Source organism: Cronobacter sakazakii (assembly GCF_000982825.1).
Classification (GTDB): Bacteria; Pseudomonadota; Gammaproteobacteria; order Enterobacterales; family Enterobacteriaceae; genus Cronobacter; species Cronobacter sakazakii.
Map to the genome: position 1 here is coordinate 467,226 of NZ_CP011047.1, position 26,515 is coordinate 493,740.

Sequence of the window (26,515 nt, forward strand, 5' to 3'; positions counted from 1 at the left end):
TGATGTGTCCGAAATTATAACCTGACATCAGGTCAGTTCCTTTGAGCCTGACCGATTGCACTGCATGCTGCTGCCAGCACCAGACAGCTGGTCAGATACTCAGTTGTTCTTATAGCTGAGAACAACAGCCGTACCGATTTAGCTCTCCCGTCACGATGAGAACTCCTGAACCGGTTACACGCAATGCCGGCCAATATCTTCCGTTATATTCGAAAGATCCACGCAAGTTACTGAAGTGCGAGGGACGCAATGTGTACCTTGAACGAACTGAAGTCAGCGGAACCCTGAAGGTTCGATTCCATAGCGTTCAGAAAACTGCCTGCTGAAGCTCGATACTGAATTGTAACCCACCCGCCCCGCGACCGTTTTTACCGGCAGCGTCGATGTCATCAGCAGGCGGAGAGCCTCCGCGATACGTGCATCGGCGATAACTGAGCGTAAGCTGGTTGACTCACTGGCCAGGTGGCGCCGAAGCGTGGGGCCACTGAGTCCCGTCAGATCTTCAATTTCAGCAGCACTCCAGGGATGAGCCGGTTTGTCCGCTACCATCTGACGGATTTTCATGGCCAGACTTGGCTGCCGGGCTCGCAGCAAAGCATGGTATCCCATGCCATAAAGCCAGAGCACCACTTCAACCATGGCGTGCAGGGAAAGCGGACGCTTCCCTTCCCGCATTGCGGCTGTCCAGCGGTTAAGGGGTGAAAGAAGAGCTGATACGGAAATGGCTGCGATGCTGCCGGTGTCCTGTGGTGGTGGTGCGGCAAGTAACAGCCTGGCTGCTTCAAGCTGTTCCTCCGCGAGCACCACGCTCAGGGCGACAAACTCACCACTTTGTTCTGAAGGGGCATATTCTATATCGATGCTACGGGCATTCGGGACGACCATAATCTCGCCCGGGATCACCCGGTGCCATTTCTCATTTTCACGATACCGGAATTCTCCTTCCAGCGGGAAGGAAAGGGTCGCACCTTCCACCTCGAACTTCTTTACCTGATGCGTCTGTTCTGCGCGAAGGCAATCGCAGGGAAGTGGAAAACGGGAGCGTGCCAGGGTAAGAAGCTCAGCGAGGAGATCATCAACGGGAGAATCGGAAAAGCTGACTGTTTGCATATTCATCCGGAATTTGACTTTGACCGCTATTATACGTCGCCATATACAAAAGCATACAGCGACGCGTGCGGTTGTCTATTCCCGGATGACAAAAATCAGGCCGATTATAGTTACTGCCATACCCACAAGCATAGGCAATGTAATGGCCTCTCCAAACAGCAACCACGCTTCAGCTGCCGTGAGAATGGGAACCAGGTAAAAGTAAGTAGCGACTTTGGTTGCTTCACCGCTTCGTATCATAAAAATCAGCAACATAATCGCCAGAACCGATACGCCAATAACCAGCCAGCCCAGACCCAGCGCAAATGATAAGCTCCACTGCGTCGGAGCAGATTCGAACATCAGGCTAATTGCACCCATCGATATTGTCAAAGTGACGTACTGTAAAAACGTGTTCGCAAAGATATGTCCATCTCCCTGAGCACGGCGCTGATAAAGCGCTCCGATCGTTACGCCAAATAACCCCAGCATGACCGACCCAAAAGCCACAGGATCCAGTGCAAAACTATGCTGCCCTGGCGATAGCACCAAGAAAACGCCCGCAAAGCCAATCGCAATACCCAGCCATTTCCGGGGATGCAGGGACTGACGGTGCATGAGTGAAACCAGTATTGCAGTCAGTACCGGCTGCAGGCCGGTGATGAGCGCCGCAATGCCTGACGGCATGCCACGATGGATGGCATAAAAGCATCCGCCCAGAAAGAAGCTCTGCAGGAAAAGTCCGACAATCAGGTTGCGAACCATTCCTCTGCCGGACGGAAAACGGGCCCTGAACCCCAGTGTAAGCAGCAGAAGGACCAGACAGGAAAATGCGCCACGCAGGAATAAAAGATGAAACGGCGCGCTGTACTGCACGGTAAATTTGGCTGCGACAAACCCTGACTCCAGAGGAATACAAAAAGCCAGGGCGCAAGAGTAATGAGCCATTTTTTTTGTGAGGCAGTGATATTCATAGTATTGCAGGTGGGTTCTTGTCGGGCGATATGAAAGGGGATCTCTTCCCGGTCACTATTGTGTGCACCGGGAAGGAAGGTGATCAGACTGCGGGTGACCACAGGTCGTAATTCAGTGCGAAGCTGTTACCTTCACGGATAACCTTACCGGTAGTAGGCAGGTTGAAGTGCATACCACTGACAGCCAGGTTATCGCTCGCTGCGCGGTCAAGCACTTTGCTACGGATGGCCGCCGCCGCCGCAGGATCGCTGTCGAACGCGATAGTAACGTCAGGCTGAGCAACCTGAATGTGTGGGAAGTGAACAATATCACCCCAGATGAGCAGCGACTCTTTTTCATCACCCAGCAGATAACCGGTATGTCCTGGCGTATGGCCGAACAGCGGTACAGTCTGAATACCTGGTAAAATCGCTTCCTCGCGGAATGGCACCAGTTTGTCGTCATAAGCGCTGAAGGCGTTCCTTGCTACTTCAAAGAACGGCTTGAATGCGTCAGGCGCGCCAGCGGAAATGGTTTCATCACGCCAGAAAGCGAGTTCTTTCTCATGCACAAACAACTGCTGAACATTGCGGAAAACGGGAGTCTGCAGGGGGCCTGCAAGCCCGCCGATATGGTCAGGATGCGCGTGAGTCAGGAGAAGGGTATCAATCTGAAGCGGGTCAATGCCTGCCGCGGCCAGGGCTACCTGAAGCCGACCGCCCCAGCCATTAATACCTCCGGCACCACTGTCAATCAGGATGGTTCGCTCAGGCGTCTGGATAACGTAGACGTTGATATTAATACGGGGTACTGCTGGCACACCGCGCTTCTGCAGTAAATCCTCGGCACGTGAGCCGTCAATACCAGACAGCAGCTCAAAAGATACGTCCAGATAGCCATCACTCAGCATGGTCACAGTCATGTCACCTACTTTTTTGCGATTGATAGCCGGGGCCTGCCAGTTCAGTTGTGAAGTCATATTGGTCTCCGTTACGATTAGAGGTCATCAGGTTTTACTTTAGCAATAGTAACGAAATTTCTGGTTCGAACTGCTCATCCTGCTACGTAAACCGCTCATTCTTAAAATCCGGAGCACAGCAGGTTATATTGCTTTTGCCTTTCTCATGTAAGGTGTCGGTATTATCTTTACCGGAGCCTGTAATGGACATTATTGGAATTATCATGTCGGCGGGAAAAGCCTCTGACCAGTCCTCAAGCACCCGACAATAGTGTCCCGCCTCAATCCCCGCCAGGGCAGAAGACTCCGGCAGGTAGGCCAGGCCGTAGCCATCTTTTACTGCATGAAGCATTGGATAAATGCTTGAAAAAGTAAGCTGCCCGTCCACTTTTTTCACAATATTCTCCCCCTGCCTGACAAATTCCCAGCCATACAGCGGGCCTGTGGGTGACAGACGTATATTGATGCAGTCATGTTTTTCCAGCTGAGAGGGATGTAGCGGCAGACCTCTTTCTGCAAGATAGGTGGACGATCCAATGACGACAAACCGTATGTCCGGTGCGATTCGGACGGCCACCATATCCTTTAATATGTCATCACCAATTCGGACTCCGGCATCAAAATTGCCCTCAACAATGTCGACAAAACCGTTCTGCTGCGACATTTCCACCTTGATATCCGAATATTTTTTTTAGTAACGGTGACAATCGTGGCCAGAGACATTCATGAATCATGTGATCTGATACCGTAAGTCTGACCAGCCCAGCCGGTGTATGGCGCAGTCTCTGAAGAGCTGTCACGCCCGCTTCAATGCGCGCAAGACCGGGTTCAAGCGTCAGTAATAATTGTTTACCGGCTTCGGTGACAGCCACCCGCCTGGTTGTACGCATAAGTAACGGCATGCCAACGCGCTCCTCGAGACGACGTATCGTGTGTGAAAGCGTGGATGCCGAAATCCCGAGGCGGACAGCAGCCCGTGAAAAACTGCACTCCTGTGCTACTGCCATGAATGCAACATAGTCATTAAAATCGTGACGCATACCGTTCCCGTTCAGGATCTCCGATAACATTATCAGAACCATTTAGGTTCATGATGCCGATTCTGTGAGCCATCAGGCAACCCCCCGTTCCGCTCATCCGATCATAATTTTTATAAATCTAGATATTGGTAAATCTCAATATGTGGAATAAAGTGTCGTGGTTCTGCGGCTACATCGGCCGAACGACGACATGCCAGGTCGTAAATGCTGAGACATGGCGTTTCAGTGATATTGAAAATTCGCTATATCAGGATATGTAATGAAGACGAAAAACCTGTTCTCTCCCACCAGACTAGGTCCCTACACCCTGAAGAATCGTGTTGTACTTCCGCCTTTAACCCGCTCACGGAGCTCACAACCGGGTGATATTCCGAACGAACTGATGGCTGAATATTACGCACAGCGCAGCAGTGCCGGGTTTATGGTGACCGAAGGAACACAAATCGAACCTCGTGGGCAGGGTTATGCGTGGACCCCGGGGATCTACAGCTCACGGCAAGTGGAAGGCTGGAAGAAAGTGACGCGGGCAGTGCATGAAAAAGAAGGCATCATTTTTGCCCAGCTCTGGCATGTCGGAAGAGTATCCCATAACTCCCTGCAGCCAGGTAACGCCTCGCCTGTCGCTCCGTCGGCGATACCGGCAGGGGAAAACGTTAAGGTATTCATCGAAACCGGGCCGGGAGAGGGGGCGCTGGCTACCGCTTCCTGCCCCCGCGCACTGGAAAAAGAGGAAATTAGTGAGATTGTCAGGATGTACGCCGGGGCAGCTCAGAACGCCCTTGATGCCGGTTTTGACGGTGTGGAAATTCACTGTGCAAATGGATACCTGGTTAACCAGTTCATGTCATCCCATAGCAACAAAAGAGAGGATGAATATGGTGGCTCATTACATAACCGGCTGCGGTTTCTGCGCGAAGTGACGCAGGCTGTCGCTGATGTGGTCGGTAAAGACCGTGTGGGAGTCCGTTTTGCTCCGCTCTTTCAGACCACGGATGAAGTAAGGGTCTATCTTGGCCTGGTGGAAGATGATCCCCATGAAACCTATACCGAAGCCGTTAAAATTCTTGAAGAAATCGGAATAGCCTATATTTCTCTTGCTGAAGCCGACTGGGATGATGCTCCCGAATTGCCTGAAGCATTCAGAGCTGAAGTCCGTAAATTATTCAGCGGTGTAATTATGTATGCCGGGCGATATACGCAAGAAAAAGCCGAACGGATTATCGGTGCTGGCTGGGGAGACATTATCGGATTTGGCCGCCCGTTCATAGCTAATCCGGATTTACCGCAGCGCCTTTATCATGAATGGCCACTGAATCCGGTCGATCCAACAACCATGTATGGTGGAACGGCAAAAGGCTACACAGATTATCCCGCCTTTGGCTAACCATTCTTATGAGCATCAGCTTTTCAAAAGCTGATGCTTAACGTAGAGAAGTATCGTAACATTGCAATTCCTCAATGCGACAAGTGACAGAGTTTATGCCTGATATTGATTTGAATGACGTGATTAAGGCGCTGGGAAACCCTGTTAGAAGAAAAATTCTGTATATGCTCAAGGAACCGAAAATACACTTCCATCAGCCTTATGCTGATGCGGACGAGTTCGGTGTGTGTGTCAGTATCATTCAGGAAAAGGTCGGGCTCTCACAGTCTACCGTTTCTCTTTACCTCTCAGCTCTTCAACGGGCACAACTTGTTACTTCTCAGCGCATCGGTCCCTGGACGTACTACAAACGTGACAATGATAAAATAAGGGTTGTTCTTGAGTTGCTGAAAAATACAATCTGATACAGGACTGAGCACATTCAGTGTAACAGTACCGGGGGTTCGTACTTGCGATCCCGGCAGGCATTCCATGAAAGCGCACTAATTCCTCAATATCAGGCTGCAGACCGGTCATAAGAGGCTAATAGTTTTGCAAAATATCCACCAGTTTGGGTCAAATCACTCTGTCGGTTGGTGTGCATACTCGGTGAAAGGACCTGCAGATATTTAAGATGGCGGATAGCTTGTTACAGTGCCGCTGATGACATTCCGACCCTGTTGCCGTCCGGGTAAGATAATACCTCTGACAGCGGTCATAAAAGCCCAACATAATTGTCTTTCGAGCCATATATTAATCGCTCATCGCGCTCTCTTTTTCGAAGAGGTGTCACTTAATCATGATCGGTCAGTACAAAAAGACAGTGCTTTTCCAAATCCCGGACGGTTGTATGCGAAAACGGTGAAGCTCAACAAATGGTGTCATCGCTGTGCAATGCTCTGCGGGCTCATTGTTTCAGTTAACTGTTTGGTTACAGCTTCAATGAAGTATTTCAGTTAATTCACAGCGAGGGTTTGAGGAAACCACGCTGTGATTACCCAACGCTCATCCGGAGCATCCGGATTGAACTGTCGCTGGAGCTTGTTGGGCGACACGATACTGGCCTCGCCTTTACATGCCCTCGGGCTCCGGTATCCGACCTGAGCCTTTATCCCGACACGTTTCATCAGTCGCCAGACTCTGTTCACTCCGCACTGTTGCCCGCTGTCCCGCAGATCCAGATGGATTTTGCGATAACCATAGACGCATCCCGATTCCAGCCAGAACTGTTTAATCTGTCCTGTCAGTCTCAGGTCTGCCTGATGGCGTTGTGAATGCGGCTGCTGAAGCCAGGCGTAAAAACCACTGGGATGTTCATCCAGCACCCGACAGAGCAGGCGAACAGGCCAGCAACAGGTGTTGTCACGAATAAAGGCGTACCTCAGTCGGACAGCTTTGCGAAGTACGCCGCGGCTTTTTTTAATATGTCCCGTTCGTCGGTAACCCGCTTCAGCTCTTTCTGAAGACGGCGGATCTCGGCCTGAGCATCTGACTGTTCTTTATTAGTGGAAGAATCCGGACCGTAGTTCTTTATCCAGGCGTAAAGGCTGTGGGTGGTGATATCGAGACGCGTTGCAACGCTGGCAACAGAATAACCGCGATCAACAACCTGTTTGACTGCTTCAATTTTAAACTCTTCGGGATAACGCTTACCGCTCATGGGCACCTCTCTTTAAGCCATCTTAAATGACTCTGAGGTGTCTGTTAAACCCGTGGCGATTCACCTCGCGTCCTTCCGTTCAGTATAGCCTCAGTCCCTGACACCACCCGAGAACGGAATGACGTCCCCTTTCTCCCTCCCGGTGTTGCGTTCAAGCTCCCTGACATACTGCTGTAAAAGTATAAGGTTATGTAACAGCTCTACATTTTCAGCCATCATCTTTTTGATTTCTTCCCTCAGCTCATTTCTCTGACGGCGATACTTTTCTTTCAGCTTGATCTGCTGCTCAATGCCCTGCTCATCAACCGGCGCGGTGCCCTGGCACGTTTTTTTCAGACTGCGGATAGCCTCCCTGACCTGCCTGTACTCAGGACAGTTATAATTCAGGGTGCCGTTTGCCAGCCCCGCTCGTTTTTCCACAGCATACTGGCTGATACGCTCCCCTGATAACATCAGTTCCCTCAGGGCCTGCTCTGCTCTTGCCTGTGTTTTTTTAACCCCCGACTGTTCGTTCGTCATGCTCTATTCATCCTTTTCAAAAAAGCGGACAGCATCTGCATAAAAATCTCTCTCAAGCATCAGAAAATCCCTGTCAGCCTGAGGAGCATTATTTCGCACGGCAATCTCCAGAAGGTTGTCATAATGAGCCATCCTGCGTTTCCACACGGGAACAGAATCAGCTCCGGCCAGCATGTTCTCACATCCCGGATTGCAGGACGCTGACTGAACAACCGCCTTAAACTCGCAGTCATGGCCATTCATGCAATAAAAACCGTTTCCAAGAGATACCAGTTTTTGCCCGCCTCGTTTAGCCATGCTCATCGCTTTTTTCAGTGTAGGAAACGTCATCTGATGTAAGTGCCCACCTCTCTGGGACATCAGTAACTTCCCGCCTTCGCCATAAAGCAGGCCTTCATGCTGATAAGAAACAGCCCTGGAAGCTGAGAGTTCGGTATCAACCCTTTCAATCTCGGCAGCGAATGCCTGAGGGATCGCCCGGCTAAAATGCGAAGCGTTGAGTGCACCGGACATATACCACTCCGTCATGCCTCTGATTAAGTGCTTAAACTGCCGGATAAGATCATTAGTAGAAATCAGATCAAGACGCCTGAGGTGTACAGCAAGTGAACGGCGAAACTGATGGGTTCGCAATGGCCAGAAAGCCCCCTTCCGAATCTCCATCGCAACGCGTTCATCATCACGTATGTTTGGATTTAAAAGCCTGAACTCATCAATATGGTCACGTCGGATGAACAGATGGTGTCTTTTCACAAATTTCTTTGCCCACTCAGTCTGGCGCTGCGTCCCCATAAAAGAGAGTTTTTGCTCCGAGAACCACGACCTGATATTTAAAGACAATGGAACATTGTCCAGCGTCTTCCCGTCCAGGCCTGTCATGATTTGATTAATTCTGCGTAAATGCTGAAAAGGCTTTTCCACATAGCGACAAACAACCCAGTCTTCGTGACTTCCACCTTCCGGGGCGAACTTATGCAACACCGAACGAAGTCCCAGGATATCACCATCATAAATCAGTGAACCGTGCATCACGCCAAGCACTTCGCTGTGTCTCATCCCCGACATGGCCTGTATCACATTCATGACTTTTAACGTCAGCTCAAAATGCCAGGTGTTCAGCTTTATGTGATCAACGCCAATAAAATCAGATCTCCAGCGCTTATTTTTATGTACCGAGAACCAGCCCTGCATCCCGGGGCCAAGTGTCGCGAAAAGCGCCCGAATTTCCCCGGCAACAATATTGTAGTAATACGCGGCCCGGTAATCCGGTATGCTTTTTGCTGTCCCTCTTTTACGGGCTTCCAGCATCGACGTATAGTAAGGCGAATCATAAAAACCGTTTATGATAGCGCACAGCCGGGAAAACCCGTCAAAATCGAAATCACTGATTTCAGCATCCAGTTCAGTAATCAGCCCTTCCCAGACAGACATCATAAGACTGAAAGGCATACAATATGTCTGGTTTGAATCATCCACACTGTTGTAACTGTCGAAGCTAATATCAGGAAAGTAACCGTATTTTCGAAGACGGGTATGACCTGTCAGCGAGATATCCGCCAGGTCCATAAAGTAATTACGTAATGTTCTTTCAGAACGCTTCCTGCCGTGCTCATCCTCCTCCTTCATCTTTACAATGAAAGCATTCCGGACAAGCGGAAAACGAAGCTGAAACAGACTGCGATACCCCATAGACTCAATAATACGGGCTCCCGCCACAATGTTTGCACATTTCCGGATCAGTGACTGCGTCTTCGCGGTCCTGCCGACAATCCAGAGCAGGCTGGCTGAGATGATTTTGGCTTCAAGACGCAGTTCAGGATCCCGTATGCCTGAAAAATTAACGGTTCTTAACGTTTCACCAATATGGGTTCTGACATAGCGATTGGTCCAGACATCATCCCTGAAATAAATATTCAGCGTCTCCTCATTGATAAAACGCATATCATGTTCATCTGAGCTGGCGATAACCAGGCAGTTATTCAGACGTTCAAAGCTTTTGTTTTCTAGTGCCTCACAGATGATATCCTCAGTCGGAAACTCATCCCCTGAACGAAGCGGCGTTCCGGCAGGAAACTCCGCCATTCGACTACGGCTTACCTCTTTTTTCTTCAAATCTGCCATACCGGAGCCACACCTTCTCGCTGAAGTTTAACGCGCGCTTTTTTCAGGGTCGCCTCATCTACCAGCCCAAGCCGTAAATCAATCTTCAGGAGTAACGTTTCATAACGCTCCACAGCATTGACCGAACCGATGTACAACGGTTTTCCATACTCGATAGCATGCCTGAATGACAGCAGGAGCCATACAGACTCCAGCGTTTCCACAACGCAACTTTTTGAACATTCGACACAATGAGAAAAATCCGCACAAGCCTTTGGTGTCCGGCCAAATCGTTTTTGCTTTTTTATAAAGCGCAATTCAATATCTGTAGGCGGCTCCTGCGATCGACATCCCAGGCCATTCAATAAAAGATCCACACCCTCATCGCTTCCACGCAGATCGATCCCCAGCTCATCAGCAACTTTTACCCGCTCGGATAACGCACGTGTCGCAATCCCCTGATTCATAAGCGTATCAAGTGCAGCACTGAAGTTTTCCTTCGCCCCCTGTGGGTTACCTGCAGCATAATTCCGCCTGTAAGTGCCCCAGTTATGCTGTGCTTTTTCCGCCGTAATCAGACCATTCTTTAATGTTCTGTCCGTATACTGCTCAGACGTTTTGCGCAAGCCAGAAACGGTAATTGATGGAAGCGAGGGATTAAGCTGCCGCATCGTGGCCCACGCCCCCTCAGAGTTAGAAAATTTAGTCAGATGACTGGGATTAAGAGAATAAAGCTTACGGAATTTCACCTGCGGCTCACTCAGAAACAGCGCCTGTACCGGAGGGAAGTTATCTGCGGAAACCAGATAGTTAACGATGTCGTCCCTGAGCCTGATAAAAGACAGAAACCAGTAATAGCCCGCACGTTTGGTCACATACTCCGATTTACCTATCGTCAGACGTATATACTTATTCGCTCTCCCCTTATAAACATAATCAGTGCTGATACCCTTTTCATCCAGATGTATATCATCCCGCGTCAGACCCAGAACCTGAGAGGTGTTTCCCCATGTGTGGTAACAGAACAGAAAAAAAGAAGTAAGAAAGTAATTTTCCAGAACGTCCCTGATGATGATCTCTGCCCTGCTGACCCCGTTCTCTCCCGGATACCGGAAATACGCTTCATAAACAGGTGCCAGCAAAGACGGTGAGAAATGCCGCACCCCTTTTTCCGATTTAGCGATATGCTCCCGGATACATCCCGCAAGGAACTCATTCATGGATGACAACTGCCTCAGGATCTCGGAAAGTTCATTCCTGGTATAGCTATCCCTTCCCTGCTGCTGATACGTTCCTTTCGGTAAGAATTCATATTCATACCGCCTCTGAATCTGCCCGCCCGTAAGCAAAAACCGGTTGACCACGGACAAGTAGTGTCTTGCCATCCTGACTGAAATTTTTCGCCGACGAATATCGTTCATGAGATGTTTAATATACATTTCAACGCCTTCAGCCGTGCCATAGTCATACTGATTGACTGACTGCCATATAAAAAACATATTGAGATAACGGAAAATGGTTAACCTTCCGGCGGGACGGTAAGACAGAAGAAATCGTTTCAGAGAGGCAATAAAATCGCGTTTTTCAGGGCGGGCAAGATGCGAATGTTCACTAAACCATCCGGGGAGCAACACATAATCTGAAAAATGAGCCTGAAGATAAACGTCAAGTAAATAATATCGGTTCAGATCCCGCTGAGTGATGTGTCCGCTGACCGTCTCCCATGACAGCACATTTTCGGCCATCCACGTTATCTGCGTTTCACTCCGGCTCATATATGGCTCCATCGCGACCTGCAGCACCGTCAATCAATGCGTCCATGACCCCGGCGACTGCATCAGAAATCTGGTTTTGCTGAAGAAAGACGATGTATTTCATCGTCGTATTTTCGCTTTTATGGCCCATCCAGTATTTTACTGTACCCAGCGCATTTGCGGCCTGATCGGGATAGCAACTCAGTGCCGAGCGTAAAAAATGGGTCGCAAACGTTGCCCGCAAATCATGGGGTTTATGTCTGAACACATTTCCCGGAGCAGACCGGGCCAGGCGATGGCGAAAACTGTACCAGCGGGAGTAAAAGGCTTTTTCAGACATCCGTTTCCCGTTTGCCATTAAAAATAAAGGCTCGTGCCGCCCTTCCCCACCCTGTCGTGCACGCCATTTTTGGATCTTCTTTTCATACTCCTCATCCGCCAGATAATCCAGAACCTGCTCGTACAATCGTCTGGTGATGAAGAGTTCTCGCGTCATCCCAAACTTCGTATGAACTCCGCATCTCGGACCAATATGAAGCCCCCTGATGGTCAACTCAGATACAGGGACACTGGCAAGGTACTCTTCAGTAAAGAGTGACGACGGCAGGGTCAGCATTTCATCCAGCCGTAGCCCACAATTTTTCATCAGCACAATCATTAAACTGAACAACCCGGACTCAGATTTCAGTGCCTCATCCAGGATATGAACCTCTGCATCATTCAGTGGGTTGATTGTCCTTTTTGTTGTGCTGGTTATCCTGATGGCAAGATCCGAACTTATCACCTTGCGTCGCCCGTCAACGACTTTTTCGACCAACGTAAAAAATGAGCTGGCAGCCAGCTCACCACACTTGCCCAGAAATACGTAAAACCGTCGGATAACGCTGATGTACACCGCCGCGGTGGATGAGGCGATGCGCCCCTGCCTTACGGCCCCCAGAAGATACTCCCTGAAGCCATATGTAGGGCTTTGGTATTTCAACGTTCCCGGGGTGAAAGGGTCAAGTCCGTTATCCTCCAGCCACCTTATCCAGCGTAAAAATGCCCGGGCTAAAGGCTTTAAATCCCTGGCCTGCAGGATAGCTTTATCCATAAGATAAAAGTGTACATATCGGCTCAGTTTTCGATTCTGGATGCCGCTAATATAAGGTATTTCAGCATACAGAAATCCGGGTTCAAATTTCAGTTTCGGCTCTGTTGCATCCAGTTTGCTGACACGCCCATAACGCGCATGAATGTTAGTGATTATCCTCACAGTCTGTCGCCCTGAAACGCCACCTCATGCCTACACTATAAATCCGGAAGAAGAAAAAACAAACAACCAGGTTGCCGGGAGTGAATATGCAAATCAGGAGGAAAGTAAAAGATGTAACGACACCATCACGATGCAATACATTGACCTCAACACGTTACCCGGACCATACGTGATAAACATCACAAATCCTTTGAGTGAAGAACTTAAGATGTGATTTTCATTTCCCGGCACAAACCGTGCCCTTAAAAAACAGGCAACGGATACATCTTAATGCCAGAAGTAAACCTTAATTGATTGAATACAGCCTGAGTCCATTGCAAAAATAACACACAGGGTAAATTCGCATATACAGAACCCAACGAAAAGCAAAAGAAACCTGTAACACATTTCGTTTACCTGTCACTTTCAATTGTAAAAGCCAGCAGAAAAAGCGCATATAACTATATTTATCCCTGCGGGGACTTTTGTTTGTGCTATATATTTTTTACAGAGAACCGCAACGCGTCCAAACACAAGAATATATTTACCTCTGGAAAATGGTCTGACTCCCTTTCACGTGGTTGTAGTGACCTGTTCTGTGATTCATGTAATGTCTTTTCTGGATGAGGAAAATATGTCATCACTGATATTTTATACAGACGAAGCACAAGCACTGATTGTAACAGATACCCTTGCCGTCACCGATAATGGGGAGCCGTTATCTTTTGTTTCCAAAGCAGGTTACATCCCCCAGCTAAGAACCATCATAGCAGGAACGGGGGCAGGTGGATTTTCTAACACCTGGTTGCTTGAAGCATCAACCAGAATGGTCGTATCAGGTATACAAAATCTCAATTATCATACATCGGCCTGTCTAAGGAGGCTGTGGAAACAATACAAGCATGACCATGCAATTCCCTCTTCTTCAACGGTGACAACCAGTGTTTATCAGTTCGCAATTTGCGAGGAAACAGGAAATATCGTTTCGTTCGCCTATCGCTCAGTCCATGATTTCGAATCAGAGCAATTACAATACGGAACAGGAGTAAAACCTGAGTGCCAAATCTTGGATGGGGATTTGTTGCAGACAATTCCTGTAATGATGAATGAACAAAGGGCTATACAGGCGACATACCCACACCCGGAACGGATCCATATTGGCGGTGAGATGATTGCGCATTATCTGACATCATCTATGTATCAATGCTTTAAGATTGGGGAATTTGAGGATTTCAGAACTCAGGGAGAGTATATATTGAGCAGGATTTAGGCAAAACGCGGTTCAGATAAAGTGCTTTTAACAGGCTTGCTGAACATTAAAAGGATATCTCTCAATTACGATGAATAGCTTGAATTCTAAAAATAGAAAAGTAGAGTTTAACTCTAAATACATAAAAACAAGAGTAAACGAACAGCCGCCAAAGCAGCCGCGCATAATGTTCACCGAGAAACGGATCATCTCATAAGCGGGAATGCGTTTTGTGCCGTACGCCGGGTGCGGCACGCGCTGGTACGGCAGCGCAAAGACGCTGTCCATCTCTTCGGTGGAGAGCGGGATCGCAGGCGGATTGATCCAGATATAACGATCGCCATGCTTTTGCATCAGCGCGCGGGCGCAGCCGGGGTTGGTTTCATGATGCAGAATGCGCGAGGCGTGCGCGTACAGCACTTTGTCGCTCTTCACTTTTTCATACGACGGCAGCAGGACGTAGGTTTTCTCCCACGGCTTCGGGCGCGGTGGCTGAACGGTAACGGCTTTCGTCGCCGGTTTTTCCGGGGTGTTGCCATCGGCGCACGGCAGATCGTCGCCATACGGATGCGGGATCGGATCGATGCGCCCCGGCGTGTCGAGACGCGTGGAATCCACACCCGCCCAGCCTGGCAGCGCCTCTTTCACCATAATCGCGGTGTTACGCACATCGCGGATCGACGTAATGGGCTCACCCATCGCCAGACGATGCGCCACTTCTACCAGCGGGCGCTCGCCGTTGCCGAAAATCAGCATGTCGGCTTTGGCATCCACCAGCACCGAGCGGCGCACGGTATCAGACCAGTAATCGTAATGCGCGGTGCGGCGCAGGCTCGCCTCAATACCGCCCAGAACCACCGGCACCTCGCGCCAGGCTTCTTTGCAGCGCTGGGTATAGACCAGGGTTGCGCGATCCGGGCGTTTCCCGGCTTCGTTATCCGGCGTGTAGGCGTCGTCATGGCGTAGTTTGCGATCCGCCGTGTAGCGGTTGATCATCGAATCCATATTCCCGGCGGTGACGCCGAAAAACAGGTTCGGTTTACCAAGCCGCATAAAGTCGTCTTTGGTCGTCCAGTCCGGTTGCGCGATGATCCCGACGCGAAAACCCTGCGCCTCCAGCATACGGCCACAAATGGCCATGCCGAAGCTCGGGTGATCGACGTAGGCGTCGCCGGTGACGAGAATAATGTCGCAGCTGTCCCAGCCGAGCTGGTCCATCTCCTCGCGCGACATCGGTAAAAAGGGCGCAGGCCAAAAACAGGCGGCCCAGTACTGGGGCCAGGAGAACAGATCGCGATCCGGCTGGATCAGGCTCAGGGAACTCATAGTGCTTCCGGAAAAAGGCAAAAGAATCGACAAAGGGCGGCGATTATACGTCCGGAAGCAACAAAAAAAGAAGGGTTATTCTGCGGAAAAAAGCGCCAGCGCCCTTTCCCGCACACGCCATGATTACTTGCTGTGCCAGTACGCCGCGGCGCGCATCAGCTGGGGATTCACACGCCCTTCAAACGGCTCGCTTAAGCGCTTAACCACTTTGCCTTCGCCGGTTATCCAGAGGTAGTAATCGTCCTCGGGCACCGTCAGCGCCGCCAGTTTCGCTTCCACCGCCTGCGCGTCGTGGCCGATGACCCACTGGATGTTAAATTCGCCGAGGTGCGCCAGATACCCTTTCAGCGCTTCATCCGCCACCGTCACGATAGCCTCCACCTGCACCGGTTTCGCCTGCGCGCGGAGCGCCTCAAGGCGGCGGCGCAGCGCGGGCATCCCGGATTCATCGCACACATAAAGCTGCCAGGCGTAATCTTCCGGCACCACTAACGAGCCACGTGGCCCGCCGATGCAGAGCGTGTCGCCGGGTTTGGCCGCAACGGCCCAGTCGCTCGCCACACCAGCCTCATGCACGTAAAAATCGATGGTTAACTGCTGGTTCGCCTCGTCAAACAGCGGCGTGTAGTCACGCGACGGCGGGCGCACGTCGCCTGCCCAGGCGATGCCTTCATCGGTCACTTCAGGCGGCACGAACGGCGCGCCGTCCTGCGGGAAAAACACTTTGATATGGTCGTCGAAGCCGCGCGAGCTAAAGCCCGCCAGCGCGTCGCCGCCAAACACGATGCGCTGAAAACCGCTGACGCGCTCGCTTTTAAGCACGGTAATTTCACGAAAACGCAGTTCGTTGCGTACGCGCTGCGGGAATGGAGTTTTCTGATTCATCATCAACCTGCCAACGTAAACGGTAAATTCGATATATCTAAATTGTCGTAAATGATAATGATTGCCAACAACAGAAATGGCAAGCACTTTTTAGATAGCCTGAGCAAAAACCGCACTACACGCAAAAGGTATCGTTTTATTATTTATTAAACATACACTTAAGTTTGATGGCGTTTTAATAACGACATTTTTAAGTAAAAAAGATATAGTTAAGATATATCGTTTTAAACCGGAGATTACCCATGCGCTCAGACGACCGCCACGCTTCATCCCCACGCCGTGAAGGCCGACACGGGCCGGACGGCCATCGCCGCCCGCGCTTTTTCGGTAACGGCGAACTGCGTCTGGTGATGCTGGATATCCTGTGCGCCGGCGAGAGCCACGGTTATGAACTTATCAAAGCCATCGAAACGCTGACCGCAGGCCACTACGCGCCAAGCCCCGGCGTGGTCTACCCGACGCTCGACGCGCTGGAGGCGCAGGGGTTTGTGGTGTTGCACGATGAAGAAAATGGCCGGAAGAAAATCGCGATTACCGACGCGGGCCGCGCGTGGCTTGGGGAGAACCGCGAGGCGCTGGATCATATTCAGGCGCGGATGCGGGCGCGCGCCATCGGGCATAAGCTGCGTAAAGATTCGCAGATGAAACGAGCGCTCGATAACATGAAAGCGGTGCTGGATTTGAAAGTGAATCAGGCGGAAATCAGCCCGGAGACGTTAAAACAGATTATCGGAATTATCGATCGCGCGGCGCTGGAGATTTCCCAGCTCGATTAGCAATAACGGCGGTGGCAGGCCACCGCCGCGGTTTATCAGGCGCTGAGACGGAACACTTTAATCATCTCTTTTAAGTTATGCGCCTGGTCATTGAGCGACGAGGCCGCCGCGACCGATTCTTCCACCAGCGCGGAGTTCTGCTGCGTGGTGGTGTCAATCATGCCAATGGCGCTGTTGATCTGCGAAATGCCGTCGGTCTGTTCACGGCTCGCCTGCGCGATTTCCCGCAGGATCGTGTCCATTTCTCCAACGTTCGCCACCATGCCATTCAGCAGGCCACTCGCTTTTTCCACCAGCTCCATGCCTTCGCGGGTCTGGCCGGTGGAGTCCTCGATAAGCGCACGGATCTCGCTTGCCGATGACGCGCTCTTTTGCGCCAGCTGGCGCACTTCGCCCGCCACCACCGCGAAACCCCGGCCATGCTCGCCCGCGCGCGCTGCCTCGACGGCGGCGTTCAGCGCCAGGATGTTGGTCTGGAACGCGATGGAATCGATCAGGTTGATGATGTCTGACATACGATCCGACGTGCCGCGAATGACGCGCATTTTGTCCGTCACCTGCTGCATCATTTCGCCGTTGCGTTTCACCACATCGGCAGCCTCGGATGACAGTTTCGTCGCCTCGCTGGTGTTATCCGCGGTGTTTTTCACGGTCGAGGTGATCTGCTCCATCGAGGCGGCGGTCTGCTCAACGGAACTTGCCTGCTCTTCGGTGCGCGCGGCCAGATCCTGGTTACCCGCGACAATCTGCGACGCCGCGCTGGAGATGCTTTCGGCGCTGTACTGCACCTCCTGCACAATGGCCTGCAAACGCTGCTTCATATCCATCAGCGCATTCAGCAACACGCCGGTTTCATCGCGCGACTGCACGTCCACCGAGCGGGTGAGATCGCCCTCGGCAATCGCGCCGGCAAAGCGCACCGCCTGATCGAGCGGGCGCGTAATGGCACGCACGATAAGCCAGCCCATCAGAGAACCCAGCACCACGCACAACAGCGTCAGGCCAATCGTCAGCGCACGGTTGCTACTGAAATCCTTCGCCACCGTCACGCCTGCCTCGCGCATATGATTATCCTGAATTTTAATCAGCGCCTGAACCCGCGATTTGTACTCGTTCTGGAGCGCCACCGTGGTGGACATCATCTCCTCCAGCGCCGCATTACGATCGTTGCGTTTTACCGCATCGAGAATGCGAAACCGCGACGCCAGGTACTGCTTACGCACCTCGGCTATCTGCGCCAGCGCCTGACGCGAAGCGTCATCGGTCAGCGTCTTATTGAGATCGGCCAGCAGCGCGCCAATACGCCCGCTAATGGCGCTGAGCTGCGCTTCTGACTGCTGCGTCCAGCGCTGGTTTTCGTCCATCAGCATTAATTGCTGCGTACTGACGAAGCTCTGGAAATTTTCAGTAAGCTGATTGGCTTTTACGGTCGTGGGATAATCCTCAGCGATAACCTGCTGAATATTATTATTGGCCTGGCTCAGACTACCGAGTGATAAACCGGCGCTGATAAGTAATAAAACAATAAAAAAAGCAAAAGCGAAAATAAGCTTTGTGCGGATTTTAATATCGCGGATGGACATATTCACTCCGTTGAACGGGTTATTTTGCGCTGACGAAACGGAAATCGCAGCGATGGATAACGTGATCCGCCGAACCTGCGGGGATCGACAAAGGTCGTTATCGTCCGGCCGTTTTGTAACTTTATGAGTTTGATCGTTTTTCTCTTTTAGAAACCATTAAAACAATAGTCATTGGCTATTAATAAGCGGCGATTGATCGGCCAAATGTGCGCCAGATCACTTAATCGCGCAATTAATTACAACGAAGCGGAAACGTTTTTATGTGTGGGTTCAGGAAGATGGGAAAAACAATTTAAAATGAAGGGTTTATATTAAATACATTTATTTAATTTATTTTTAACATTAACCCAACAATATAACACACCGTAAAAAGGGCACAAATTGACAAATTTTACAGCGTCATCCAGCAAGAAAAAGGCGGCATTGCGCCGCCTTTAACCAAAATTAATGCAGTACCGTGACGGCATCCTGCAGGCGTCCAGCGCGGTGTTTCACCATCGACGAAACCTGCGCGCTCTCTTCCACCAGCGCCGCGTTTTTACGGGTGATGGCATCCAGTTCGGCTACCGCACGGGTGAGATCCGAAAGGCCGTCGGCCTGCTCGGTGGTGGCCTGGCTTATCTGCCCCAGCAGACGCGTCACGTTTTCCACCTGGTTGACGATATCCTGCATGGTGCGCCCTGCTTCATGCACCTGCACCGTACCGGACGCCACTTTACTGGCGCTGGCGTCAATCAGCTTGCGGATATCGTTGGCCGCGTTCGCGCTGCGGTTCGCCAGATGACGCACTTCGCCCGCCACGACGGCAAAACCTTTGCCCTGCTCGCCCGCCCGCGCGGCTTCCACGGCGGCGTTAAGCGCCAGGATGTTAGTCTGAAAGGCGATATCGTTAATCAGCGCCGTGATGGAGCCGATACGCTGCGTGCTGTCGGCGATTTCGTCCATCGTGTTGACCACGGTTTCCATCGTCTGACCGCCAAGACGCGCCGCGTCGCTCGCCTCGCTGGAGAGTTTATCGGCCGCCGCCGCGGTGGCGGAGTTGTTCTGCACCGACGCAGCCATTTGATTCATGGTGGTGACCGTTTGCTGCACATTCACCACTGTCTGGCGGGTACGTTCGTTAAGATCGTCATTGCCGCGCGCCAGCGTCTCGCTGCCGCTGCGCACGCTGCTGACCTGCCCTGAGACATCATTCATCAGCCAGCGGCACATCAGCCCCAGCTGGCCGACCGCGCGCAGCGTCACGCCGACCTCATCAACGCGGTTAATATGCGTAATGCTTTGCGATTCGCCGGTCGCGATGCGCAGCGCCTGGCGCGCCACGTTTTCAACCGGGCGCACAATCTGCCACTCCAGCGCCGCGCCGCCGAGAAGCAACATCACCGCCGCCGCGAGCGCCGGAATCAGCATTGGTGCGCCCGTACAGGCCATCACTGCCATCCAGGCCACAAACAGTGCCGCCATCACACCGCGCAGACGCCAGCGCAATGGAACCGCCGGGAGTTTGCCCCACCAGGCGTTGCGCAGCACCAGCCCTTTGAACAGACGGCGCGGTTTACGCCCTTCACGCAGCGCTTTATAAAGCGGCTCTACCGCCGCAATCTCTTCCGCGCTGGCTCGGGTACGAATCGACATAAAACCGGTTATTTTTCCGCCGCGCACCATCGGTGCCACGTTGGCACGCACCCAGTAGTGATCGCCGTTTTTACAGCGGTTTTTAACAATGCCGGTCCAGGGCTCGCCCTGCTTCAGCGTGTACCACATATCGGCGAAAGCCGCTTTGGGCATATCGGGGTGACGCACCAGATTGTGCGGGCTGCCGGTCAGTTCCTCTGAGGTATATCCGCTTACCTCGATAAAAGCGTCGTTGGCATGGGTGATGTAGCTTTGCAGATCGGTGGTAGACATAAGCGTAGTGTCGTTAGCAAGCGTAACTTCACGCTGCGTCACGAACGGCGGAGAAGACATAACGGCGTCCTTAGGCAGGTTATCCAATTGTTAATCTTTTTTCTGCCTTGTTATGTCGGCGATATATAAATTATCTTTAGCTGTTAAATACGATTCAGCTCGCAAATTAAACATTTCGCGGTCATTTTTTTATGCACGCTGCCGATAATTTATATCCGCGATTATTTACCACGGTGAATAATACACCTGTGTTATTTCAGCGTTTCCCGCATCAGCCCGTCGAGCGTCAGAATACAGCGGTTACGTCCATTATTTTTTCCGAAATACATGGCATCGTCCGCACGACCAATTGCCTCATGCAATGTTTCATCCGGTCGTACGCATGTCAGGCCGCCTGTAACCGTCACCGTTAGCGTCTCGCCATTGAGCCTCAGCGGACGTCGACCAGGAGAGCCGCAGAACCGTAACCCCGCCTCACGCGCGGCTTGCGACGTATGTGCGTCAAGCAGCACGATGAACTCTTCTCCGCCAAAGCGATACACCCGCTCGCCGCTGCGCGCTTCGGTCTTTAACCGCTGCGCCACCTCGCGCAGCACGTCATCGCCCGCGTTATGCCCATACGTATCATTAACCTTTTTAAAGCGGTCGATATCGATTATCAGCAGCCATAGCGTCTGTTCGCGCGCATGGGCGTGCAGGAAAGCGAAATCTTCATACATTAACTGGCGCAGCGGCAACCCGGTAAGCGTGTCATGACGGTTGCGTAGTGAGATCAGCTGCTGGCGATAGCCATCAACGCTTGCCACGAACTGCTGCTGTGCGTCGTGGTAAGCATAAAGTTCATCAGAATCCACCCGTTTATTGGCAATCGACTGAATTAACGTGCGCGCATAGTCATGCATCGTTTTATGCGTTTCGCTAATATTCCCAATAAAGCGAGCGTAGCGGGAAGGAATATTATCGCACGAGACAACCCAATGGTGAAAACGGCAATAAAGATGAGACTGCGGGTAATGACTCCAACTTATTGATAGTGTTTTATGTTCAGATAATGCCCGATGACTTTGTCATGCAGCTCCACCGATTTTGAGAACGACAGCGACTTCCGTCCCAGCCGTGCCAGGTGCTGCCTCAGATTCAGGTTATGCCGCTCAATTCGCTGCGTATATCGCTTGCTGATTACGTGCAGCTTTCCCTTCAGGCGGGATTCATACAGCGGCCAGCCATCCGTCATCCATATCACCACGTCAAAGGGTGACAGCAGGCTCATAAGACGCCCCAGCGTCGCCATAGTGCGTTCACCGAATACGTGCGCAACAACCGTCTTCCGGAGCCTGTCATACGCGTAAAACAGCCAGCGCTGGCGCGATTTAGCCCCGACGTATCCCCACTGTTCGTCCATTTCCGCGCAGACGATGACGTCACTGCCCGGCTGTATGCGCGAGGTTACCGACTGCGGCCTGAGTTTTTTAAATGGCGGAAAATCGTGTTGAGGCCAACGCCCATAATGCGGGCGGTTGCCCGGCATCCAACGCCATTCATGGCCATATCAATGATTTTCTGGTGCGTACCGGGTTGAGAAGCGGTGTAAGTGAACTGCAGTTGCCATGTTTTACGGCAGTGAGAGCAGAGATAGCGCTGATGTCCGGCGGTGCTTTTGCCGTTACGCACCACCCCGTCAGTAGCTGAACAGGAGGGACAGCTGATAGAAACAGAAGCCACTGGAGCACCTCAAAAACACCATCATACACTAAATCAGTAAGTTGGCAGCATCACCGAGACTGCGGATGTATAAAGGTGTTATCAGGTTCGCTGCCTAATAATACGAGTTCTAAAAATTTGCCGCTCCACTCATAGTGTAGTTTAACGGCCTGGTTTAATTCTTTTAACGATAAATCTATCTGTTGCAAATCCATGCTAACCTCATAAAACAATAACCGCCCTGGCTATCAGGAATACGCGCAAGAATAAAGAGACGCGTGAAAAATAACCTGGCGGCAAATCAGTAAATCGCGTAATAACGCCGGTAAAATATATTTTTTGTGAATTATATACAGAAACACATTCGATGAAATAACTGCTCGCAGATGCGCCCCCGCCGCGCACCGACGCCCTGTTATGGTGCAACGCGGCATTTGGTTCCCCGCAGCGCTGCGCCCGACGGTAGCATTAAGCGCCGCAATGGTTTTTTTGGAATGATTTCGTGCCGCGCGCCCCGGTGCCTCACAGCGGTTTATCCCGATTTTCATGCCCCTCACCGATGTGGCGTAAAGGCTGCAATACTTAACATCGGTATCATGTGATACGCGATCCAAAGGGGCACATTTTGAACAGGTTACCTAACAGCGCCTCGGCTCTTGCCTGTACCGCGCACGCACTGAATCTCATCGAAAAGCGCACGCTGACGCATGAGGAGATGAAAGCACTTAACCGGGAGGTCCACGACTACTTCGAACAGCATGTCAATCCAGGGTTCTTAGAGTATCGAAAATCAGTCACCGCTGGCGGGGATTACGGAGCCGTAGAGTGGCAGGCGGGAGGTCTTAATACGCTTGTCGACACCCAGGGACAGGAGTTCCTTGATTGCCTGGGTGGGTTTGGCATTTTTAACGTGGGGCACCGTAATCCAGTTGTTGTATCCGCCGTAGAAAATCAGCTCGCGAAACAGCCTCTGCACAGCCAGGAGCTGCTCGACCCGCTAAGAGCGATGCTCGCCAAAACCCTCGCCGCGCTGACGCCCGGCAAACTCAAATACAGCTTCTTTTGCAACAGCGGAACGGAATCGGTCGAGGCGGCGATTAAGCTCGCCAAAGCGTACCAGTCGCCGCGCGGCAAATTCACCTTTGTGGCCGCGAGCGGCGCTTTCCACGGTAAGTCGCTCGGCGCGCTCTCCGCCACTGCCAAAGCGGCGTTTCGCAAACCGTTTATGCCGCTGCTGCCGGGCTTTCGTCATGTGCCGTTCGGCAATATCGACGCGCTGCGCGAGCTGCTTGGCGAGTGCAAGAAAACCGGCGATGACGTGGCGGCGGTGATCCTGGAGCCGATTCAGGGCGAAGGCGGCGTTATTCTGCCGCCGCCGGGGTATCTGCCGGCGGTGCGCAAGCTGTGCGATGAGTACGGCGCGCTGCTTATCCTCGACGAAGTGCAGACCGGCATGGGCCGCACCGGCAAGATGTTTGCCTGTGAGCATGAAAACGTGCAGCCGGATATTCTCTGTCTTGCCAAAGCGCTTGGCGGCGGCGTCATGCCGATTGGCGCGACGGTGGCGACAGAAGAGGTGTTCTCGGTGCTGTTCGACAACCCGTTTCTGCACACCACCACGTTTGGCGGCAACCCGCTCGCCTGCGCGGCGGCGCTCGCCACCATTCATGTCCTGCTGGAAGAAAACCTGCCCGCCCAGGCGGAGCAGAAAGGCGACATGTTGCTGGACGGCTTCCGCCAGCTTTCGCGTGAATACCCGCACCTGGTGCAGGAGGCGCGCGGACGCGGGATGTTGATGGCTATTGAGTTTGTCGATAACGAAACCGGCTACCGCTTCGCAAGCGAGATGTTCCGCCAGCGTGTGCTGGTGGCGGGCACGCTCAACAACGCCAAAACGATCCGCATTGAGCCGCCGCTGACGCTGACCATTGAGCAGTGCGAGCAGGTGCTCACTGCCGCGCGTAAGGCGCTTGAGACGCTCAGCACCGCCCAGAGCACAACGGCGGTCGCCACCGAAAGCTAACCCTGAGGCAGCGCGTCTTCGTTCTCATCCGACGAAGGCGCGTCGCCTTTTCCCCCGCGTCTGAAATTTGATTGCCATCACAATCAGCGGATTGTCTCTTTCCCTTTTGGCCGTCGATCGCTTAATCATTAACTCATCCGACCACATAACAATTATTTTACACTGGATGAGTGCAATCATGAGCTACCCGTCGCTGTTCGCCCCGCTCGATCTCGGCTTTACCACGCTAAAAAACCGCGTCCTGATGGGTTCAATGCATACCGGGCTTGAGGAGCACCCGGACGGCGCGCGGCGACTGGCGGCCTTTTACGCCGAGCGCGCCCGACATGGCGTGGCGCTGATTGTCACCGGCGGCGTGGCGCCGTCGCCCTCCGGCGTGGCAATTCAGGGCGGCGCGGTGCTCAATGACGCGCATCACCTGCCCCATCATCGTGTCATTACCGACGCCGTGCATCGCGAAGGCGGCAAAATCGCGCTGCAAATTTTGCATACCGGGCGCTACAGCTATCAGCCGCACCCGGTCGCGCCGTCGCCCTTACAGGCGCCGATTAACCGCTTTGCGCCCCATGAACTGACCCATGACGAAATACTCGCGCTGATCGAGGATTTCGCACGATGCGCGTCGCTGGCGCGCGAGGCTGGCTATGATGGCGTGGAGATCATGGGCTCGGAAGGCTATCTGATAAACCAGTTCCTGGCGGCGCGCACCAACCATCGCGAGGATGAATGGGGCGGTGATTACACCCGCCGGATGCGCTTCGCCGTTGACGTCGTGCGCGCGGTGCGTGAGCGCGTGGGCCAGGACTTTATCATTATTTATCGTCTCTCGATGCTGGATCTCGTCGAAGGCGGCTCGACCTTCGATGAAACCGTACAGCTTGCCCGCGCCATTGAGGCGGCGGGCGCGACGCTGCTGAATACCGGCATTGGCTGGCACGAGGCGCGTATTCCGACGATTGCCACACCGGTGCCGCGCGGCGCGTTTACCTGGGTGACGCGTAAACTTCGCGGGCTGACTCGTCTGCCGCTGGTGACGACTAACCGCATTAACGATCCGCACGTGGCGGAGGCGATTCTCGCCGCGGGCGATGCCGATATGGTTTCGATGGCGCGGCCGTTTCTGGCCGATGCCGAGCTGCTCTCCAAAGCCGCGAGCGGGCGCGAGGCGGAAATTAATACCTGCATCGGCTGCAACCAGGCGTGCCTCGATCAGATTTTCGCGGGCAAAATTACGTCGTGTCTGGTGAACCCGCGCGCCTGTCATGAAACAGAAATGGTCTCTGTGCCTGCCCGCACGCCGAAAAAGCTGGCGGTGGTGGGCGCGGGCCCGGCGGGGCTTTCGTTTGCGGTGAATGCCGCACAGCGCGGGCACGTGGTGACGCTGTTTGACGCCAGCGCGGAGATTGGCGGGCAGTTTACTATCGCCAAACAGATCCCCGGCAAGGAGGAGTTTTACGAGACGCTGCGCTATTTCCGCCGGATGCTGGCAGTGACCGGCGTGACGCTCGCGCTTAACACGCGCGTCGATGCCGCGATGCTGGCGGAATTTGACGAGGTGGCGCTCGCGACGGGCATTGTGCCGCGCGTGCCGGATATCGAAGGCATCGATCATCCGAGTGTGTTGACCTATCTCGACGTACTGCGCGATAAAGCGCCGGTCGGGCAGCGCGTGGCGATTATCGGCTGCGGCGGCATCGGCTTTGATACCGCGATGTATTTAAGCCAGCCGGGAGAAGCCACCAGCCAGAATATCGCCGAGTTTTGCGTGGAATGGGGCATCGACACCAGCCTTAACGCGCCGGGCGGCCTGCGCCCCGAAGGGCCGGTGTTGCCGAAAAGCCCGCGCCAGATTGTGATGCTGCAACGCCGCGCCGGGAAACCGGGCGACGGGCTTGGCAAAACGACCGGGTGGATCCATCGCGCGACGCTGCTGGCGCGCGGCGTGAAGATGATCCCGGCGGTGAGTTATCAGCGTATCGACGATCGTGGTTTGCATGTGTTGATCAACGGCGAAGCGCAGGTGCTTGAAGTGGATAACGTGATTATTTGCGCGGGCCAGGAGCCGCAACAGGCGCTCGCGGCGCCGCTGCGCGCGATGGGCAAGCCGGTGCATTTGATTGGCGGCTGCGACGTGGCGCTGGAGCTCGACGCCCGCCGCGCCATCGCCCAGGGCACGCAGCTGGCGCTGGAGATTTAAGGCATATGGCGGGTGCGGTGGTGATGGCGGGTGCGCTGCGCTTACCCGCCCTACGATTGAGACACCCTCAAATTATGTAGGGTGGGTAAGCGAAGCGCACCCACCGTTTTTCCCTGGCCACAACGCGGACGGCAAGGTGGATGGTTTTACTCCGGCTAAAAAAAATCGGCCCATGAGGGCCGATTTCCGCCGGGAG

At 52.9% G+C, this 26,515-nt stretch carries 19 protein-coding genes and 4 pseudogenes; 6 read left to right on the forward strand and 17 right to left on the reverse strand.

The window, feature by feature from the left end; genetic code table 11:
* Window positions 1-273: 273 nt before the first annotated feature.
* From CSK29544_RS02160 to CSK29544_RS25140, 5 genes are all read right to left on the reverse strand, one after another.
* Entirely contained in the window at window positions 274-1,110 is an 837-nt protein-coding gene (locus tag CSK29544_RS02160; RefSeq protein WP_017384067.1) for a helix-turn-helix transcriptional regulator, read from the reverse strand.
* 75 nt (window positions 1,111-1,185) lie between these two features.
* Window positions 1,186-2,037 (reverse strand): DMT family transporter, encoded by an 852-nt coding sequence (locus CSK29544_RS02165; protein WP_007897905.1) that lies wholly within the window; start codon window positions 2,035-2,037, stop codon window positions 1,186-1,188.
* 109 nt (window positions 2,038-2,146) lie between these two features.
* Window positions 2,147-3,022 (reverse strand): MBL fold metallo-hydrolase, encoded by an 876-nt coding sequence (locus CSK29544_RS02170; protein WP_017384065.1) that lies wholly within the window; start codon window positions 3,020-3,022, stop codon window positions 2,147-2,149.
* Window positions 3,023-3,104: 82 nt separating this feature from the next.
* Complete coding sequence (locus CSK29544_RS22030; RefSeq protein WP_255212330.1) at window positions 3,105-3,677, reverse strand: LysR substrate-binding domain-containing protein; 573 nt, start codon at window positions 3,675-3,677, stop codon at window positions 3,105-3,107.
* Window positions 3,631-4,083, reverse strand: a complete 453-nt coding sequence (locus tag CSK29544_RS25140) for a LysR family transcriptional regulator (protein ID WP_071524141.1) — start codon at window positions 4,081-4,083, stop codon at window positions 3,631-3,633. Before CSK29544_RS25140 ends, CSK29544_RS22030 begins: the two co-directional genes overlap by 47 nt.
* A gap of 217 nt (window positions 4,084-4,300) precedes the next feature.
* On the opposite strand from CSK29544_RS25140, the gene CSK29544_RS02180 reads away from it, so the two are divergent.
* Both CSK29544_RS02180 and CSK29544_RS02185 read left to right on the forward strand, forming a co-directional pair.
* Window positions 4,301-5,425: an alkene reductase gene (locus CSK29544_RS02180; RefSeq protein ID WP_017384063.1), complete on the forward strand. Its 1,125-nt coding sequence runs from the start codon at window positions 4,301-4,303 to the stop codon at window positions 5,423-5,425.
* A 95-nt stretch (window positions 5,426-5,520) separates the two neighbouring features.
* The gene (locus tag CSK29544_RS02185) at window positions 5,521-5,829 is read left to right on the forward strand and encodes an ArsR/SmtB family transcription factor (RefSeq protein ID WP_032622084.1); all 309 of its coding nucleotides are present in this window, start codon (window positions 5,521-5,523) and stop codon (window positions 5,827-5,829) included.
* 546 nt (window positions 5,830-6,375) lie between these two features.
* On the opposite strand, the pseudogene CSK29544_RS23705 reads toward CSK29544_RS02185, so the two are convergent.
* From CSK29544_RS23705 to CSK29544_RS02210, 5 genes and pseudogenes are all read right to left on the reverse strand, one after another.
* Window positions 6,376-7,064: pseudogene (locus tag CSK29544_RS23705) on the reverse strand (IS3 family transposase); the annotation flags it as partial.
* A 90-nt stretch (window positions 7,065-7,154) separates the two neighbouring features.
* Entirely contained in the window at window positions 7,155-7,583 is a 429-nt protein-coding gene (locus CSK29544_RS02195; RefSeq protein ID WP_017384060.1) for a hypothetical protein, read from the reverse strand.
* Window positions 7,584-7,586: 3 nt separating this feature from the next.
* The gene (locus CSK29544_RS02200) at window positions 7,587-9,704 is read right to left on the reverse strand and encodes a hypothetical protein (RefSeq protein ID WP_007897918.1); all 2,118 of its coding nucleotides are present in this window, start codon (window positions 9,702-9,704) and stop codon (window positions 7,587-7,589) included.
* The gene (locus CSK29544_RS02205) at window positions 9,692-11,458 is read right to left on the reverse strand and encodes a hypothetical protein (RefSeq protein WP_007897920.1); all 1,767 of its coding nucleotides are present in this window, start codon (window positions 11,456-11,458) and stop codon (window positions 9,692-9,694) included. Before CSK29544_RS02205 ends, CSK29544_RS02200 begins: the two co-directional genes overlap by 13 nt.
* On the reverse strand, window positions 11,445-12,692 hold the full coding sequence (locus CSK29544_RS02210) for a tyrosine-type recombinase/integrase (protein ID WP_007897923.1): 1,248 nt from the start codon (window positions 12,690-12,692) through the stop codon (window positions 11,445-11,447). The genes CSK29544_RS02205 and CSK29544_RS02210 overlap by 14 nt, the downstream gene beginning before the upstream one ends.
* Window positions 12,693-13,305: 613 nt before the next feature.
* Between CSK29544_RS02210 and CSK29544_RS02215 the strand changes: the two genes are divergently transcribed.
* Window positions 13,306-13,941 carry a hypothetical protein gene (locus CSK29544_RS02215; RefSeq protein WP_012477419.1) on the forward strand — a complete coding sequence of 212 codons (636 nt, stop codon included), beginning with the start codon at window positions 13,306-13,308 and terminating at the stop codon, window positions 13,939-13,941.
* A gap of 135 nt (window positions 13,942-14,076) precedes the next feature.
* On the opposite strand, the pseudogene CSK29544_RS02220 reads toward CSK29544_RS02215, so the two are convergent.
* Both CSK29544_RS02220 and CSK29544_RS02225 read right to left on the reverse strand, forming a co-directional pair.
* A pseudogene (locus CSK29544_RS02220) lies at window positions 14,077-15,246 on the reverse strand (YgiQ family radical SAM protein); the annotation flags it as partial.
* A gap of 123 nt (window positions 15,247-15,369) precedes the next feature.
* Window positions 15,370-16,134 carry a siderophore-interacting protein gene (locus tag CSK29544_RS02225; protein WP_007897928.1) on the reverse strand — a complete coding sequence of 255 codons (765 nt, stop codon included), beginning with the start codon at window positions 16,132-16,134 and terminating at the stop codon, window positions 15,370-15,372.
* A gap of 239 nt (window positions 16,135-16,373) precedes the next feature.
* Here CSK29544_RS02225 and CSK29544_RS02230 point away from each other — a divergent pair, with 239 nt between their 5' ends.
* Window positions 16,374-16,907 (forward strand): PadR family transcriptional regulator, encoded by a 534-nt coding sequence (locus CSK29544_RS02230; protein ID WP_007888414.1) that lies wholly within the window; start codon window positions 16,374-16,376, stop codon window positions 16,905-16,907.
* A 35-nt stretch (window positions 16,908-16,942) separates the two neighbouring features.
* On the opposite strand, the gene CSK29544_RS02235 is transcribed toward CSK29544_RS02230, so the two are convergent.
* The 5 genes and pseudogenes from CSK29544_RS02235 to CSK29544_RS25205 all read right to left on the reverse strand — a co-directional run.
* Window positions 16,943-18,490, reverse strand: a complete 1,548-nt coding sequence (locus CSK29544_RS02235) for a methyl-accepting chemotaxis protein (RefSeq protein WP_007888407.1) — start codon at window positions 18,488-18,490, stop codon at window positions 16,943-16,945.
* 444 nt (window positions 18,491-18,934) lie between these two features.
* Window positions 18,935-20,458 carry a methyl-accepting chemotaxis protein gene (locus tag CSK29544_RS02240; RefSeq protein ID WP_004385797.1) on the reverse strand — a complete coding sequence of 508 codons (1,524 nt, stop codon included), beginning with the start codon at window positions 20,456-20,458 and terminating at the stop codon, window positions 18,935-18,937.
* 191 nt (window positions 20,459-20,649) lie between these two features.
* Window positions 20,650-21,411, reverse strand: a pseudogene (locus CSK29544_RS02245) (diguanylate cyclase domain-containing protein); the annotation flags it as partial.
* Window positions 21,412-21,422: 11 nt separating this feature from the next.
* A protein-coding gene (locus CSK29544_RS23710; protein ID WP_095033700.1) for an IS1-like element IS1B family transposase occupies window positions 21,423-22,120 on the reverse strand; the annotation gives its coding sequence in 2 pieces (ribosomal slippage) (window positions 21,423-21,871 and window positions 21,871-22,120; 699 coding nt in all).
* A gap of 56 nt (window positions 22,121-22,176) precedes the next feature.
* A pseudogene (locus tag CSK29544_RS25205) lies at window positions 22,177-22,314 on the reverse strand (diguanylate cyclase); the annotation flags it as partial.
* Window positions 22,315-22,724: 410 nt separating this feature from the next.
* On the opposite strand from CSK29544_RS25205, the gene ygjG reads away from it, so the two are divergent.
* Together ygjG and CSK29544_RS02260 are read left to right on the forward strand one after the other, a co-directional pair.
* Complete coding sequence (ygjG, locus tag CSK29544_RS02255) at window positions 22,725-24,122, forward strand: putrescine aminotransferase (protein ID WP_007891219.1); 1,398 nt, start codon at window positions 22,725-22,727, stop codon at window positions 24,120-24,122.
* A 178-nt stretch (window positions 24,123-24,300) separates the two neighbouring features.
* The gene (locus CSK29544_RS02260; protein WP_029039666.1) at window positions 24,301-26,319 is read left to right on the forward strand and encodes an NADPH-dependent 2,4-dienoyl-CoA reductase; all 2,019 of its coding nucleotides are present in this window, start codon (window positions 24,301-24,303) and stop codon (window positions 26,317-26,319) included.
* Window positions 26,320-26,515 lie beyond the last annotated feature (196 nt).